This window comes from Lentimicrobium sp. L6 (assembly GCF_013166655.1).
In the GTDB taxonomy this organism is placed as follows: domain Bacteria; phylum Bacteroidota; class Bacteroidia; order Bacteroidales; family UBA12170; genus UBA12170.
The window spans coordinates 51,401-67,733 of the sequence record NZ_JABKCA010000004.1; the positions used below are offsets into that span (position 1 = coordinate 51,401).

A 16,333-nucleotide genomic window follows, 5' to 3' on the forward strand; every position below is an offset into this window, starting at 1 on the left:
GAGACACAAAGGTACACGAAGAGCTCATTAATTATACTTTGGTTTTAAAGCGAGCGTATATAGAATTAAACTTTGTGTACCTTAGAGTCTTGGAGCCTTTGTGGCAGATAAAAATAAAAACAATGAGTCTAGATAAAAACGGAATAGCAAAAAGAATAGCCCAAGAATTACAAGATGGGTATTATGTAAACCTAGGGATTGGAATACCAACATTAGTTGCAAATTATGTCCCAGATGGAATAGAAGTAGTGCTTCAGTCGGAGAATGGATTATTAGGAATTGGCCCCTTTCCTGAAAAGGGAAAAGCAGATGCCGACCTGATAAATGCGGGTAAGCAAACGGTGACTACATTGGCAGGTTCTTCTTTCTTTGATTCTTCGATGAGCTTTGCCATGATTAGAGGAGGTCATATTGATTTAACTGTCCTTGGTGCTTTTGAAGTTACTGATAAAGGAGACATCAGTTCCTGGAAAATTCCCGGAAAAATGGTAAAAGGGATGGGAGGAGCCATGGATTTAGTGGCGGCAGCAAAGAATATTATCGTAGCCACCACTCATACCGATAGAAATGGGAATCCAAAGCTGAAAACAGCTTGTAGTCTTCCTTTAACAGGAGTAAACTGCGTAAAGAAAATTGTTTCGGATTTAGCCGTCATCGAAGTAACAGACCAAGGCTTCAAATTAATAGAAAGAGCTCCTGGAGTTTCTGTTGAAGAAATTGTGGAGAAGACCGGTGCCCCTTTAATTATTGAAGGTGATATTCCAGAGATGAAGATTTAGGGCAAAGGGCAAAGGGCAAAGAGCAAAGAGCAAAGGGCAAAGAGCAAAGAGCAAAGAGCAAAGAGCAAATATCCTTAATAAACATTTCGTAAATAATAGAATTATTAAAAAATAATCTTTTGAAAAAAGTGTTCAAGAACGAGGCATGTGAGTCATTTTAATTTGAGAGCTTACTACGGTAAGTGACAAAATTAAAATGTGAACATAACGAAGTTATTGGACAATGTTTTCAAAATCTAAATACCTGAATTATGAATTATCCAAAGAGAGTGACTATTGGCGATATTACTGTCAGAGACGGTTACCAACACGAAGAAAATTTTATCCCAACCGAAGCCAAAATATGGATGTTAGAACAATTAGTTTTAGCAGGTTTTAAACATATTGAGGTATCTAACTTTGGTAATCCAAAAGGAATGCCTCAGTTTAAAGACTGCGATGATTTATTCAAAGGTATTCATCAATCAAAGAAAGTAAAGCATCTTTTAGAGGAGGTAAGTTTAACTGCTGTTACTATTAGAGAAAGAGCAGCTGAAAGAGCCATACAAGCAAAATTAGAAGGCTGGGGACCCGATAGAATCCTCTTTATGGTATCCACCAGTGAGAGTCATCACAAAAAGAATAGTGGTCTTTCTTTAAAGGAATATTGGAAAATGGCTGAGGAATATATAAAGAAAGCTCATGATGTGGGTATCAAAGTAAATGGAACCGTGAGCACCATTTGGGGCTGTCCGATTGAAGGTCCTACTGATATGAATAAAGCCATAGAATTTGCACAGCGTTGGATAGATATTGGAGCCGATGATGTGGAACATGCAGACCATGACGGTAGTGCTTCACCAGATAGGGTTTATCGCTATTATTCTTCATTACTTGAGCATTTTGGAAATCCAGATAAGCATATTGTACATTTTCATACCACTAGAGGATGGGGCTTGGCCAATGTGCTAGCTGCCTTGCAAGCTGGGATGACCAATTACGAATCTACTATGGGTGGAATTGGCGGACAGCCCGCTAATTTTGTAAGTGGAGTTCCTGTGTCAGGAACAGGAGCCTATTATTATAAAGACTCAAATTTGGTGGGTTTAGTCAGTACCGAAGATATGGTGGTTATGATGGATGAAATGGGTATTGAAACCAATTTGGATATTGATAAAATTCTAGACATAGGAAATATGAATGAGCGGATAGTGGGTCGTAGATTACGCTCTGAAGCTATCAAAAGTGGCCGCATACCTAAGGATTTGACTGGGAGGTAGTTTGTTATCGAGCCAAAGCAATTTTAGGCTTTTTGTTTTTCATCTTTTTATCTTTTGACACTTTAAGTAAATCTTGGTATTTATCTCTTTTAACTGCTATATAAGCAGCATAGTCTTTCATTTCAATGAGACCAATATCATCTTTTGCCATAAAATGAAATTGCAGAAAGAAACCAACAATATCTATTTTATTTACTTTGTCTTTTTTGCCTTTTCCAACATATAGCGTCACCCATTCGCTTTGGCTTAATTCTCTGCCTTCTTTCAGCTTTATATTTTCAGGTTCTTCTTGTAAATAGGACGGTAGTTTATCTAATTGACTCCTGATGATGACCGCAGTTCCTGTAGCTTTCATTCTGGCTGTTCTGCCATTACGATGGGTAAATACTGTTTCTTGAGGAGGGATTTGATAATGAATCACATAATCCAATTCAGGTATGTCGATACCACGAGAAGCTATATCAGTGGCAATGAGTACACGAGAACTTCCATTTCGGAACTTGGTGAGCTCCAATTCTCGTTGATCTTGTTCCAACCCACCGTGAAAGATAGAGTAAGAAATCTTGAAGATATTAAAATACTCTGCAATTCGATCGCAAGCATCTCTATGATTTACAAAAACCAGAGCGTTTTCACCATCTTCTAGATTATTGATGATCTTAATCAGTCCTTCTGGCTTTTCTTCTTTAGAGACTAATAATTGCTTTAATTCTAAATCTATTTTCTCTTCCTGACTAAAATCTAAGGTATGTAAATCTTTTAATTGCAAATATCCGGGTATTTCAATCCGTTGAGTAGCAGAAACCAATAATTGTCTTTTTACGTGTTTGAGCTCTGCTCTAATAAACTCCATTTGTTTAGAAAAGCCCAATTCCAATGATTTATCAAATTCATCAAAAACCACTTGCTCAATAGTTGATACATCGAATGTCTCTCTTTGCATGTGATCTTGCACTCGTCCGGGTGTTCCTATTAAAATTTCAGGAGGATGAGTGAAATTTTGACGCTCCACTGAAAAAGGATGGCCACCATAAGCCACATTTATTTTCCATCCGGTTTTCATTTGTTTCAAAACACTTTCTACCTGCAAAACCAATTCGCGTGTAGGAACTAGGATTAAAGCTTGAACACCTGGTTTCTTCTGAATTCTAGACAGGATACTCAAGAGATAGGCCACCGTTTTTCCGCTACCTGTTGGTGCTAATAATAAAAGGTGAGGATGTTGTGTCGCTGCATCAATAGTAGCATTTTGCATTTCGTTGAGTTCAGAAAAACCTAAGTTTTTTATGATTTCAATCTTGTTGTGTTTTGATAAATTCATTGGGCAAAGGTAGATGATCGTATCTGTTAAAAAAAATGCGATTTTGAGCCTAGGAAAGGTTAAAATTATAATTAGAGAACAATATTGTCCAAAATAAGTTTCATATTATTAAAAGATTCTTCACTTCATTGCATTTCGTTCAGAAAGACAATGTATAGAATATGACACCATGGAAGAATGGATTTTATTTTTCTATAGCAAAATAAAACCTATTCTTCCAGTTTCCTTACCAAAACTCTTGTCACTCCGATGCGTAGCGAGGAGTCTATTGTAATTATTAGGACGCTATTGATTAGAGAATTATTAGTGTTGAATCTTCTAATCGAAAAAATAGGCATAAAAAAACAACCCACAAAAAAATATGAGTTGTTCTATATTATCATAAAAAAGTATCTATTCAGCTTTGGTCCAATAGGTAGTTTTTCCTACCCATTTAACACCAATATATCCCTTGATCATTAATGAACCATTGTCTTCGAATTCCATATAGCAGCTGTAGGTTTTGCCACTTTTAGGATCATAGATTTCTCCATCTTCCCACTCATCATCATCAAAAACGAAATCTTTTAAAAGAACGATTCCTTGTAGCTCTCTTTTCTTCATTTCATCATCAGGATTTTCAACATCTAGTTTTGGAGTTCCATCTTCATTATTTGGAGTTTTTAACCAGACCAATTTGCCAAAGTATTTGTCTCCTTGTTTATAGATTTCTACTTTCCCATCTTTTTCTTCATTAAACCATTTCCCAATAATTCTATCCGAATCGGTTTGTGCTATTAAAGGTAGGAAAAAGAAACTCAGCATAAATAATAATGCAATTTTCAGCTTACTGTTTTTCATAAATTATTTTTTGTTTTAGGTTTTTCTAATTCTGTTTGTGAAAAGATATTCAATTCATTAGGAGCAAATATAGTATTTATTCATTGGATTCAAATAAGTCAAGAGAAGGTTTTTTTCTCTCCACTTTTTTCACTTCCATATTCCTAGCATCTATATCTGCTTTCATTCTCCATTTCCCTTTTTCAAAATAAAAAGCATCTACCGCATTACCCATAGGTACCATAAACTCTGGTAAATTTGCTAAATCTGGATACATTGGAATGAGATGATCAAACACTATTAAATCCTCGCTAAAAGTACTGGTCTCGTACTTCTTTTTCTTCTTGTTCCACTTTCGGGTCGAGAAACTATATTCTCCATAGTCCAATTGAAATTTACTTTGGAAATTATAACTAAATAGCATCCTCTTATGATATTCTTTTTCAATCATAAAAAAATTGAGCTTGCCAAAACTAGGCTTCCCACTTTTACTTAATGTAATCACTTCAATCAATTTAAAAGCAGTTTGGTCTTGAGAAGGCAGCCAACCTAACAAAGTATAATAATCTTTATCATTATAGCTGTTTTCAACCATTTTCAAATAGAGGGCTGCAGGCCAATTGTCATTATTAAAAGATTCTTTGGAGTTGATACTTTGATGAAAATCACTTGGAATGAGCTCAAATACAGCATACTCTTTTTTGTTTTGATTATAGCTTTTAACAAATCCATAATGCTCCCAATTGCCATCAAAAGATATGGCCCAAGTAATGATTTGGAGCTTTTTATCGCTGCTTACCAAAGAATATAATAATCCAGTGGAGTCAATTTCTTGAAGTTTTTTTGGTTCTGATCGGAGTAAGGAATCTAATTTTATTTTGAGCTCACTGTTTAAAATAAGCTTCTTATCCGCTTCATTTGATGAAAGGATTTCAGTTGATATTTGTTTTATGGTATCAATTTGAGCCATTCCATCCACCATACTTCCAAAGCTAAAAAGTAGCAATAGGGTATGAAAACCGAAGATGTTATTTCTTTTTGTTACCATAATCAGTATCTGCAAGTATATTATGCATTTCTCTGTATCTCTCGCAAAAGAGCTTCGAGAACAAGGCTTGGTTTTTATGAAAATCAAGGAGTTGACTTTTGTCAATGACTGTTTTCGTAAAAAGTATAACGCAGTTATCGGAGTTTTCTTGCAGAGAATAATAAAACACCATTGGCAAATATATAACGCATATTTGATTAGTTTATGGTGTATTCTATATTTTTAACTAAATTTGAAGCATCTAATAGGATTTTTGTAAGCCCATCCTTGTATTATAAATAAAACATAAAATCATGATCAATCGTTTTACGACTTATGTGATGACGGGAGTCCTTGTATGTGGACTTTTGTTCTCAGGACCCGCATGGGCCAAAAAGAAAAAAGAAACAGCAGAGAAAGAAACCACTGCTCTTGAAAAGGCCAATATTGGTTTAACTTGGAGAGGAATTGGGCCTGCTTTTACTTCAGGAAGAATTGCTGACTTTGCAGTTAACCCAGATAATCCAAGTGAATATTATGTGGCAGTTGCCTCTGGTCATATTTGGAAAACCTATAATAACGGTACCACTTGGGAGCCAATATTTGATAATAATGGAGCTTATTCTATTGGTTGTTTGAAAATGGATCCCAATAATCATCATGTGATTTGGGCTGGAACGGGTGAGAATAATCACCAAAGAGCTTTGGGTTACGGAAATGGTGTTTATAAATCAGAAGATGGTGGAGCTAGTTGGACCAATATGGGACTAAAAGAAAGTCGTCAGATTGGTATGATAGCCATTGATCCTAGAGATAGTGATGTGGTTTATGTGGCTGCTGAAGGATCTGCTTGGGGACCTGGAGGCGAAAGAGGATTGTATAAATCTATCGATGGTGGAGCCAACTGGGAATTGGTTTTAGAAATCAGCGAAAACACAGGTATCAATAATGTGGTTTTAGACCCCATTGATCCTGATCTAATTTATGCCACTGCTGAACAAAGAAGAAGAAGTGGATTCGGAAAAATTGGAGGAGGGCCAGAATCAGGTCTTCACATTTCAAAAGATGCTGGGAAAACTTGGAAAAAAGTTACCAATGGTTTACCTGGTGGTCATGTGGGAGGTATGGGAATTGCCATTTCTTCTGTGGATAGGAATGTAGTCTATTTAATTATAGAAGCACAAGGGGAAACAGGTGGTTTCTTTCGTTCGGTAAATAGAGGAGCGAGTTTTGAGAAAATGGGTGATCATTCTGCCAGTGGACAATATTATAATGAGATTTATTGTGATCCAATCGATGTGAATACAGTATATTCTGTAGAAACCATTAGTAAAGTAAGCCGTAATGGTGGTAAAACATGGAATTCGATTGGTAATAATGGAAGACATGTTGATGATCACGCTCTTTGGATTGACCCTACAGATACCAAGCACTTCATGATTGGTACTGATGGTGGTGTTTATGAATCTTATGATGGAGGTAATAATTATATTTTCAAATCTAATCTTCCCGTAACACAATTTTATAGAGTAGCTGTAGATAATACAGAGCCTTTCTATTGGGTATATGGTGGAACACAAGACAATAACAGTTTTGGTGGACCTAATATGAATACAACAAGAGGAGGAGTAACTCAAGGGGAATGGAAAACAACTCTTGGAGGTGATGGTTTCTGGCAAGCAATCGATCCAGATGATCCAAATATCGTTTACTCAGAATACCAATATGGTAATGTTTCTCGCTACGATAAAAAATCAGGAGAAAGTATTTCAATCAAGCCTCAACCTAACAAAGATGAATTAACACATCGTTGGAATTGGGATGCGCCTATGTTGATTAGTCCTCATCAAGGTCAGACTTTGTATATAGCTGCCAATAAGGTATTTAAAAGTACCGATAGAGGTCACAGTTGGAAAACAATAAGTGAAGACTTAACCCGCAACGAAGATAGAAATCAGTTTAAAATGATGGATAAATATTGGCCATCAGATGCTGTGGTAAAAGATATGTCTACTTCACAATGGGGAACTATTGTTGCGATGGCTGAATCTAAAGTAAAAAAAGGTTTACTTTATGTTGGTACAGATGATGGTTTGATTCAAATAACAGAGGATGATGGTGACAACTGGTTCAAAGTTAGTAGCTTCCCTGGCGTTCCAGAATATACTTATGTTAGTGATATTATGCCTTCTAAATTTGATGAGAATGTGGTTTTCGCTACTTTTAATAATACCAAGGCTGATGATTTTAAACCTTATGTTCTAAAGTCAACAGATAAAGGTCGTACATGGACTTCTATAGCTGCTAACCTTCCTGAAAATGGTTCTGTTCATACTTTGGAGCAAGATTTTGTAAAAAAAGACCTCCTTTTTGTAGGAACTGAATTTGCTTTCTATTTCTCCATTGATGGAGGACAAGAATGGAAGAAATTAAGTGCGGGAATGCCTGACGTTGCTGTGAGAGATATTGCTATTCAAGAAAGAGAAAACGACCTTGCTATTGCAACATTTGGTCGAGGATTTTACATTTTAGATGATTTTACTCCACTTAGAGAATTAAGCACAGATTTATTTGATCAGGAAGCTTTCTTGTTCCCAATTTCTGATGCTTTAATGTTTGTACAAACTGGAAATCGATATGGTCAAGGTTCTATGCCATATTTAGGTAAGAACCCTAAGTTTGGAGCTGTGTTTACTTATTATATAAAGGAAATTCCAAAAACTATTAAGAGTGAGAGAAAGAAAAAAGAAAAAGAACAGTTTGAAGCTGGGGAGAAAATTCCCCAACCAAGTGTTGAAGAATTAAGAGCCGAAGAAAGACAACTTGACCCATACCTCGTTTTTACTATTAAAGATGCAGCTGGTTCTGTGGTTAAGGAAATATTTAAGAAGCCTTCGAAAGGTGTAAATCGTATGAATTGGAGTCTTCAGTATGCCGGTTTTAATCACATAGAAACTGAGGAGTTTAATCCTACAGATAATAAGAATAGTTGGGGATATCCAGTACTTCCTGGTAAATATAGCGTGAGTATTGATATGGTTTTTGATGGGGAAAAGAAAGCGCTTGCTGGGCCTGTTGAATTCACTGCCAAAACTCTTAATAATACTACTTTACCTGCTGCTGACCGTGGCACTTTAGTGGCATTTCAACGTCAAATTACTGAAGTAATTAAGACCATGAATGGTGCTGGACAGTATATGGAAGAGATGGAAAAGAGAATCGCTTCTGTTCGTCAAACTATCCATAATACGCCTGGTATGCCATTTGAATTAAGTTTAAAAACTAAAGCGATTGCCGAACAATTAGATGATCTTTTCTTCTTGATAGACGGAGTGGAAGCAAAAGCTAGTTGGGAAGAAATTCCACCAGCTGCTGTTCCTTTAAGCAATAGAATTCAAAATATAGTTTGGGGAATGTGGAGTTCTACTTCTGAACCAACTCAAACTATGGTTAATAATTATGCTATTGTTGTGGAGGAGGTTCCTCAAATATTAAAGACTTTAGAAAAGATGGATGCCGATATGAAAATGGTAGAGCAAGAGTTAGAAAAAGCTGGAGCACCATGGACACCTGGTCGAATCCCTACTTTTAGAAAATAATAGAATAAGATTATAAATGAGAAAGCCTAGATGAGAATCTGGGCTTTTTATATTTATGGGGTTTCGTATTTTAACTCTAAAAAATAGCTCCAATAATTAAATAAAAGAAAACTAGTGATACCATAGTAATAGGCACTCCACCAATAACTGAAGTTAATATACTAGCGGTTACATTTAAATGTTTTCTAATTCTTTTATAAAGATAGGAAATAGCAATCATCATTGGAAGACCATAAAACAAATAACCTTGAGCAAGTCTCCAACCGAATATTTGATGAAAATAATCAGTGTCTTTATCGATCCATATTAATAAAATAATTGATAATGATACAAGCAAAAAAATAAAAAAATAAGGCGCAATTTTATTTAAAATTTTCATAGAAATGTTTTAGTTCAAACGAAATAGGAAATATTTTATTGCAATGATATGCACGTAGTTGCGCATATACCTAGTTATGTGTTTTCACATTCACATATTTACGCAACCAATGCAACCATCGTTGTATCGTAACCATCGTCACCACATAACCATCGTCACCTCGTAATTTTCTATGTATATTTAAAATAATGCCCTATTTTTGCCCAACATATTTAAAATCAAAAACAATGAGAAAAAGAATTGTCGCAGGAAACTGGAAAATGAATAATAATTTCGAAGAAGCTGATGAATTATTATTTCAATTAGCTGAAGGAATTAAAGATTTAGAACTAGAAAATGAGGAAGTTATCATTTGTCCTCCAGCATTATACCTTGAAATGTCAACAGATGTTGGATTAGAAAATGGTTTTTCAGTGGGTGCACAAAACTGTTCTACTCAAGATAAAGGAGCCTATACTGGTGAAATTTCAGCTTCTATGCTAAAATCATTAGATGTTAGCTGTTGTCTTGTAGGCCATTCAGAAAGAAGAAAGTATTTCAATGAAACACACCAAGATTTAGCTCTTAAAGTAGATCAACTTTTAGAGAATGAAATATTTCCAATCTTCTGTTTTGGTGAATTATTAGAAGAAAGAGAAACCGAAAAGCATTTTGATATTGTAAAAGCTCAAATCGCTGATAGCTTATTCCATTTGAATGCTGAAGAAATGGAGAATGTAATTCTTGCCTATGAGCCAGTTTGGGCCATTGGTACAGGGGTAACCGCCACTACTGAACAAGCTCAAGAAATGCATGCTTTTATCAGGAGTATTCTAACTGAGAAATGGGGTGCTGAGTTAGCTGAAGAAACAACTATCCTTTATGGTGGTTCTTGTAATGCTAAAAATGCCAAAGAACTATTCTCACAAAAAGATGTGGATGGTGGCTTAATAGGCGGTGCTTCTTTGAAAGCAGAAGATTTTATCACTATTGTTAAGAGCTTTAATTAATGGCATATATCGAAGTGAATTTTAGCATTGAGCCTATGGTTCCTGCTGCCGAGATTTTGGTGGCAGAATTGAGTGAAATAGGTTTTGAAAGTTTCGTGGAGGAGGAGGCTAATCTAAAGGCTTATATCCAAGAAAATCAGTTTGACGAGAAATTAGTAGACGAGTTATTTAGTATGAATAATCCCGAATTTAAGGTTTCTTATCAAGTTCAAAAAATTGAAGACCAAAATTGGAATGCAAAATGGGAAAGTGAGTATGAACCTGTACTCATCGATAACAGATGTTATATCCGAGCGCCATTTCACCCTTCTATGCCCAATGTGGAATTTGAAATAGAGATATTGCCTCAGATGTCATTTGGAACTGCCCACCACGAAACCACTCATCAAATGATTCAATTATTGATGGATGAAGATGTGGAAGGTAAATCCGTTTTGGATATGGGATGTGGTACTGCAGTATTGGCCATTTTAGCAGCCATGAAAAATGCAGAAACCGTTCATGCCATTGATAATGACGAGTGGGCTTATCGCAATGCCTACGATAATGTAAGGAAGAATAACTTTCCGAATATTATTGTGGAACAAGGCGATGCCACTATTTTAAAAAATCAAAACTACCAATTGATAATTGCAAATATTAATAAAAACATCCTCCTCAACGATATGCATGCCTATGCTGCTGTTCTTGAAAAAGGAGGAAAGATTTTCTTTAGTGGATTCTATGAGAATGATTTGGAAGACATCACAAAAAAGGCCAATAGTTTGGGCTTAGAATATGTCAGACATATTTCGAAAAACAATTGGGTTGCTGCCGTTTTTATTAGGTAATAAAGTAACAATTAGATATTTAAAACCGTCAGATGATATATAATCACTGATGGTTTTTTTGTGGATGGCTGTTTCTTTTATTAACAATATTCATTATTTCATATCTTTTTTTGTGAACAAAATAGCAGCTGTATAATGCCTGATTGTATTATCTTTGTTTAATTCCCAATAATGTACCTATGACTATGGATATTAGATATTTTAGTAGATTTTATATTGCCTTTGTGTTGATATTGATTAGTTCTTTTGGATATGCCCAAAAAAATGCCAAAACAATGCCTTATTCTAGTGAAGAATATTTTTCAGCATTAGATGAGCTTTTTTCTTCTAAGTCTATCCAAGATAAAGACAAAAAAGGCGTAAAAGTTTTGATGAAAGATTTGGAAGAAAAATGGGAAATGGGCTATTTCTCTAATGATATAAAAGAAAAGATTTATATCACATCAAACTTGATGTTAGAGAATAAAATGAGAGCTGTTCCATTTTTTAGAGATTACTATATCACATTAATCGCTCTAATCGATAATCAATTACCTGATACAAAAGTAAAGAAATGGATGTCTAGTGCAGACTTGGTTTTAAAGAAGAAGAAAAATAGGGATTTTACTACCTATTTGGTTAATTCTTTGGCTTTGTTTGAAGATAATTATATCTTCTCCAATAGAATTATAAAATGGAAAGTAGGAGATGATTGGGATTTGAAAGTAGATTCTACGGTACGTTATGTTTTTTCTAATACTGATTTAGTCTGTTATACCAAAAAAGACAGTTCTAATGTTTATGGAACTTCTGGAGTGTATCATGTATTTGAAAATCATTGGGATGGAGAAGGTGGAAGAATTGATTGGCAGAGAGCAGATTTAGATAAGAATGAAATTTATGCCAATTTGAAGCATTACCAAATAGAAATGAAGATGTCTAAATTTGAGGCTGATTCGGTCGAGTTTTTTAATTATCGTTATTTTGACGTCCCTCTTTTAGGTGAACTGGAAGAACAAGTATTGGCTAGTAGTCGAGGAGAAAAAGCACTTTTCCCAGCTTTTACATCCTATACTAAACAATGGAAAATACCAGAGATATTTCAAGATATTGATTTCTCAGGTGGATTTAAAGTTGAAGGTGCACGATTAATTGGTATTGGAGATGCACAAGACCCTGTGATTCTTACATTTAAAAGAAATGGAAAGAAATTTGTTTCTCTGAGTTCCAATAGTTTCTCAATTAGTATCGACAAAATACGATCACAAAACTCTAGTGTGACTATCCATTATCGGCAGGATAGTATTTATCATAGTGGATTAAGAATGAATTATTCTGATAAAACTCGTGAATTATCCCTAATTAGAGATGAACGAGGCGTAAGGGCAGATCCATTCTTTAATACCTTTCATCAATTGGATATGTTTGTGGAAGCAGCTTATTGGAAACTGGATGAGGATATCATGGATTTTGATATGATTAAAGGAATGAATAAACGTCCCGCTTTTTTCACTTCTAATAATAGATATTCTCTGCAGCATTTTGAAGAGTTGATGGGTATGGATGCTCAACACCCTCTAAGCCTATTAAATAAATACATAAAGGAAACTGGTACCAATAAGATTCATATTTTAGATTATGCCAATTTCTTAAGAATGCCCTATGAACAAGTTAAACTTCAACTTTTATCTCTTGCACACGAAGGTTTCGTTATTTATGATGTGGACAATGACATGGTTATCGTAAAAGATAGAACCCCATTTTATTTAAATGCCAGAACTGGGAAAGTAGATTATGATGTTATTTCATTTCGTTCAGCTAATACAAAACTAACTAATGCAGAACTTCAATTAGATAGTTTTGATTTGAAGATTAATGGGGTACAAAGAATTATTCTTTCAGATTCCCAGAACTTGGTTATTGAACCTGGAAATACTGGAATTGCTGAAGATGAATATATAGTTGTGAGTAAAAATAGAAATTTCCGGTTTAATGGAAAAATTACTGCAGGACGATTTAGCTTCAAATCTTGGGGCTGTACCTTCGATTATAATAGTTTTAAGTTGGATATGCCTCAGATCGACTCTCTTTGGTTTTGGGTAGAAGGAAAACCTTTACCCACTGGTGGTCGGGAACGGAAGCAAGTGCAAACAGCGCTGATAGATTTATCTGGAGATTTGCTCATTGATCACCCCTCTAATAAATCTGGATTAAAACCCTATAAGGAATATCCGGTTTTCAACAGTAAAAAAGATTCCTACGCTTATTATGATCAATATTTTATTGAAAAAGGAGTTTATACTCGAGATAGATTTTATTTTAGAATTAGCCCTTTTGTGCTAGAATCACTTGATAATATTAAAACTGAAGATATTAAATTCGATGGATATTTATACTCCGGTGGAATCTTCCCTGATATTGCAGAACCTTTGCAAGTAATGGATGATTATTCTCTAGGATTTGAAAAAGGGACTCCTGAAAGTGGTTTGCCTGCTTATGGAGATAAAGGAACTTTCTTTAATACAGTAAGTCTGAGTAATCGTGGTTTACGTGGGGATGGAAACTTAGATTACCTTACTTCAAAGACAATGGCAAGTGATTATATTTTCTATCTGGATTCCATGAATGTTCATGCGGAGAGTTTTAATCTATCTCCAGTAAAAGAATCTATTGAATTTCCTCGTGCTTCAGGTAAGAATGTTTATCAACACTGGATGCCATATCAAGATGAAATGCAAGTGTATTCTAAAGCTGAATTCATTAGTATGTATGATGAGGAAACTAGTATCGAAGGAATGCTCAGTTTAAAACCAACAGGCCTTAATGGTGGAGGGAAGCTGCATTACAAAGTCGCATTTATGACTTCCAATAAATACGATTTTCAAAATCTAACCTATCATGCAGACACAGTAGACTTTAAAGATGATGGATGGGAACTTTCTAACTTTAGTGCTGATGGCGATTATACAGAAAGGAAAGTCTTATTTACTTCAAATGATGGTAATTCCTTGGTGAAATTTCCAGATAATCAATATATATGCTATATGGATGAGGCCACTTGGTGTATGGATAAAGATGAAACAACTTATTCGAAAAAAGATGCCACTATGCCCGAAGAGTTTGTTGGGAAATCAATTAGGGATTTGGCTGATATTGAAATTACTGGTTCTGAATTCTACTCAGTGCATCCAAAACAAGATTCTCTCACTTTTACCTCAGCAAAAGCTAGTTTTAACTCTAGAACCAAAGTTATTACAGCAGATGGGGTATTGAAAATATTAGTTGCAGATGCTATAATTTATCCAGTCGATTTATCTGTAACTATTCTTAAGGAAGCTAATATGGTACCATTAGAAGGAGCGAAAATTCTTGCAAACAATACGACAAAATACCATGAAATAAACGAAGCGAAAGTAAAGATTAATGGTAAAAACGATTATTTAGCTTCAGGCTCTTATGTGTATTTAGATAAGTATGACATGAAACAGAATGTCTTCTTTAGTCAGATATCCGTAGATACGACCTTTCAAACAGTTGCTGCAGGAACCATTCTAAAAGAACAAGGCTTTACATTAAGTCCAGCATTTGAGTTTTATGGCGATGTGCATCTATTGGCAAGTAGAGAACCTTTGGAGTTTGATGGCGGATTTAAACTAAAAACAGCTTGCATAACTGGTGAACATTGGATTGGCTTTAAATCGATTATTGACCCAGTAAATGTAATGATTCCTATTCCTAAGCAACCCAGAGTACCTGATATTTCAAATACTAGAAAATATATTGGAATTGCAAATAATAGAGATAATAGAGAGGTTTATTCTATATTTCTAGAGAATAAACAAGAATATTATGATTCTATCCTTATGTCGGCCACGGGTTATATTCTTTATGATCAAAGGACATCAGAATATAGAATTTCGACAGAGGAAAAACTGCAGCAATTTAGTCGTCCAGATAATTATTTTAGTTATAACGCCAATACTTGTAAAACTCATGCTGAAGGTGATTTAAGTTTTGATGTTAGAACTTCTGATTTTCATATGAAATCTTGGGGTATGGTAGATGAGAAAGATAAGGATGCTGAATTTACCGTAGCTACAGCTTTCGATTTCCATTTTTCAGAGAAGGCTTTGGCGGAAATTGTAAATGTATTTAAAACTGCAGATGCTGATTTTTATGACATGGGAGCAGATTTCTATTCAAAGGTAGCAGGTGGATTTATGGGTATTAATGCTGCCGATAAATACATATCCGATATTGCAATGGGTAAGCAAAAGAGAATTCCCGAAGCCTTGCAGCATACCATTTTTATTAATGAAATGAATATGAGGTGGTATACAGGAGCACAAAGCTATATTGCTAAAGGAAAAATTGCCATTGGAGGATTCCTTAAAGATAGAGTTAATGCTGAAGTTGAAGGTTATGTGGAATATAGAAAAATGAGAACCCAAGATGAAATCAATATCTATTTTGAAGTGGGTGGGGAATGGTTCCATTTTAATTATCAAGGACAATTGTTAAAAGTGTTTTCATCAGTAGCCAAATTTAATGAAATAATATTGGAAGATGTAAATGGAAAAGGTGATAAAAACAAGCTGAAGGAGGATAGTGAAAATGGGAAGAAATCAAATTACAGATATAATATTGGAGATACCAAGAAAAAAGATGATTTCATTAATCGTATTAAACCCTATATATAATGAATGATTGGATTCAGCTGTTATTAGGACTTATAATCTCCTATTTATTAGGAAGTATTCCTACTTCCGTATGGGTGGGAAAGTGGTTTTATAAAACTGATGTTAGGGAGCATGGAAGTGGAAATGCAGGAGCCACCAATACCATTCGGGTTTTAGGATATTATGCAGGTATTCCTGTTCTCTTATTCGATATGGCCAAAGCATGGTTTCCAGTATGGGCTGTTGTAAATCTATTAGTATGGCACAACCTTACATTTGATTTAGTTTATATTCAAATTGGCTTTGGTTTGGCTGCTGTTTTAGGTCACGTATTTCCAATTTATATTGGATTTAAAGGGGGGAAAGGAGTTGCTACTCTGGCAGGAATGGCATTAGGATTATTTCCCTTAGCTTTTCTATTTAGCCTCTTCACTTTTGTACTTGTGATTGCTATTACTAGATATGTATCCTTGGGATCCATGCTAGCTGCTGTTGTTTTTCCATTGGTCTTAATTTTTATCTCTGATCAACAAAGTTTCCCTTTGATAGCATTGGGTGTTTTTGCATCTATATTCATTATTTTTACACATAGGGTTAATTTGAAGAAACTATTAAATGGCACTGAAAATAAGTTTGGTGCTAAAAAAACTTAAGTGGATGGTGATTTTTGTAG

The 16,333-nt window shown here is 34.9% G+C and carries 11 protein-coding genes; 7 read left to right on the plus strand and 4 right to left on the minus strand.

Translation table 11 applies throughout. The features are described from left to right. The first annotated feature begins 122 nt into the window (after positions 1 to 122). Both HNS38_RS01945 and HNS38_RS01950 read left to right on the plus strand, forming a co-directional pair. Positions 123 to 779, plus strand: coding sequence for a 3-oxoacid CoA-transferase subunit B (locus tag HNS38_RS01945; RefSeq protein WP_172278465.1), 657 nt, complete (start codon positions 123 to 125; stop codon positions 777 to 779). 251 nt (positions 780 to 1,030) lie between these two features. Further along, a complete protein-coding gene (locus HNS38_RS01950) occupies positions 1,031 to 2,038 on the plus strand; it encodes a pyruvate carboxyltransferase (RefSeq protein WP_172278467.1) in 1,008 nt (335 codons plus the stop codon). Between the two features lie 4 nt (positions 2,039 to 2,042). On the opposite strand, the gene HNS38_RS01955 is transcribed toward HNS38_RS01950, so the two are convergent. From HNS38_RS01955 to HNS38_RS01965, 3 genes are all read right to left on the minus strand, one after another. Then, positions 2,043 to 3,359: a DEAD/DEAH box helicase gene (locus tag HNS38_RS01955; protein ID WP_172278469.1), complete on the minus strand. Its 1,317-nt coding sequence runs from the start codon at positions 3,357 to 3,359 to the stop codon at positions 2,043 to 2,045. A 393-nt stretch (positions 3,360 to 3,752) separates the two neighbouring features. Next, on the minus strand, positions 3,753 to 4,199 hold the full coding sequence (locus HNS38_RS01960) for a DUF2147 domain-containing protein (protein WP_172278471.1): 447 nt from the start codon (positions 4,197 to 4,199) through the stop codon (positions 3,753 to 3,755). 76 nt (positions 4,200 to 4,275) lie between these two features. Continuing rightward, the gene (locus tag HNS38_RS01965; RefSeq protein ID WP_172278473.1) at positions 4,276 to 5,226 is read right to left on the minus strand and encodes a hypothetical protein; all 951 of its coding nucleotides are present in this window, start codon (positions 5,224 to 5,226) and stop codon (positions 4,276 to 4,278) included. Positions 5,227 to 5,519: 293 nt separating this feature from the next. Here HNS38_RS01965 and HNS38_RS01970 point away from each other — a divergent pair, with 293 nt between their 5' ends. Then, positions 5,520 to 8,804, plus strand: coding sequence for a glycosyl hydrolase (locus HNS38_RS01970; RefSeq protein ID WP_172278475.1), 3,285 nt, complete (start codon positions 5,520 to 5,522; stop codon positions 8,802 to 8,804). A gap of 76 nt (positions 8,805 to 8,880) precedes the next feature. Here HNS38_RS01970 and HNS38_RS01975 read toward each other — a convergent pair whose 3' ends face one another. After that, positions 8,881 to 9,183, minus strand: a complete 303-nt coding sequence (locus HNS38_RS01975) for a hypothetical protein (protein ID WP_172278477.1) — start codon at positions 9,181 to 9,183, stop codon at positions 8,881 to 8,883. 227 nt (positions 9,184 to 9,410) lie between these two features. On the opposite strand from HNS38_RS01975, the gene tpiA reads away from it, so the two are divergent. From tpiA to plsY, 4 genes are all read left to right on the plus strand, one after another. Then, positions 9,411 to 10,172 (plus strand): triose-phosphate isomerase, encoded by a 762-nt coding sequence (tpiA, locus tag HNS38_RS01980; protein ID WP_172278479.1) that lies wholly within the window; start codon positions 9,411 to 9,413, stop codon positions 10,170 to 10,172. After that, on the plus strand, positions 10,172 to 11,002 hold the full coding sequence (gene prmA / locus HNS38_RS01985; protein WP_172278481.1) for a 50S ribosomal protein L11 methyltransferase: 831 nt from the start codon (positions 10,172 to 10,174) through the stop codon (positions 11,000 to 11,002). The genes tpiA and prmA overlap by 1 nt, the downstream gene beginning before the upstream one ends. A 179-nt stretch (positions 11,003 to 11,181) precedes the next feature. Next, positions 11,182 to 15,681 carry a hypothetical protein gene (locus tag HNS38_RS01990; protein WP_172278483.1) on the plus strand — a complete coding sequence of 1,500 codons (4,500 nt, stop codon included), beginning with the start codon at positions 11,182 to 11,184 and terminating at the stop codon, positions 15,679 to 15,681. Then, complete coding sequence (gene plsY, locus HNS38_RS01995) at positions 15,681 to 16,313, plus strand: glycerol-3-phosphate 1-O-acyltransferase PlsY (protein WP_216663612.1); 633 nt, start codon at positions 15,681 to 15,683, stop codon at positions 16,311 to 16,313. The genes HNS38_RS01990 and plsY overlap by 1 nt, the downstream gene beginning before the upstream one ends. Positions 16,314 to 16,333: the final 20 nt, after the last annotated feature.

Coding starts and splice junctions, on each gene's coding strand:
- HNS38_RS01945 (WP_172278465.1), top strand. CDS start 123: ATGAGTCTAGATAAAAACGGAATAGCAAAAAGAATAGCCCAAGAATTA.
- HNS38_RS01950 (WP_172278467.1), top strand. CDS start 1,031: ATGAATTATCCAAAGAGAGTGACTATTGGCGATATTACTGTCAGAGAC.
- HNS38_RS01955 (WP_172278469.1), bottom strand. CDS start 3,359: ATGAATTTATCAAAACACAACAAGATTGAAATCATAAAAAACTTAGGT.
- HNS38_RS01960 (WP_172278471.1), bottom strand. CDS start 4,199: ATGAAAAACAGTAAGCTGAAAATTGCATTATTATTTATGCTGAGTTTC.
- HNS38_RS01965 (WP_172278473.1), bottom strand. CDS start 5,226: ATGGTAACAAAAAGAAATAACATCTTCGGTTTTCATACCCTATTGCTA.
- HNS38_RS01970 (WP_172278475.1), top strand. CDS start 5,520: ATGATCAATCGTTTTACGACTTATGTGATGACGGGAGTCCTTGTATGT.
- HNS38_RS01975 (WP_172278477.1), bottom strand. CDS start 9,183: ATGAAAATTTTAAATAAAATTGCGCCTTATTTTTTTATTTTTTTGCTT.
- tpiA (WP_172278479.1), top strand. CDS start 9,411: ATGAGAAAAAGAATTGTCGCAGGAAACTGGAAAATGAATAATAATTTC.
- prmA (WP_172278481.1), top strand. CDS start 10,172: ATGGCATATATCGAAGTGAATTTTAGCATTGAGCCTATGGTTCCTGCT.
- HNS38_RS01990 (WP_172278483.1), top strand. CDS start 11,182: ATGACTATGGATATTAGATATTTTAGTAGATTTTATATTGCCTTTGTG.
- plsY (WP_216663612.1), top strand. CDS start 15,681: ATGAATGATTGGATTCAGCTGTTATTAGGACTTATAATCTCCTATTTA.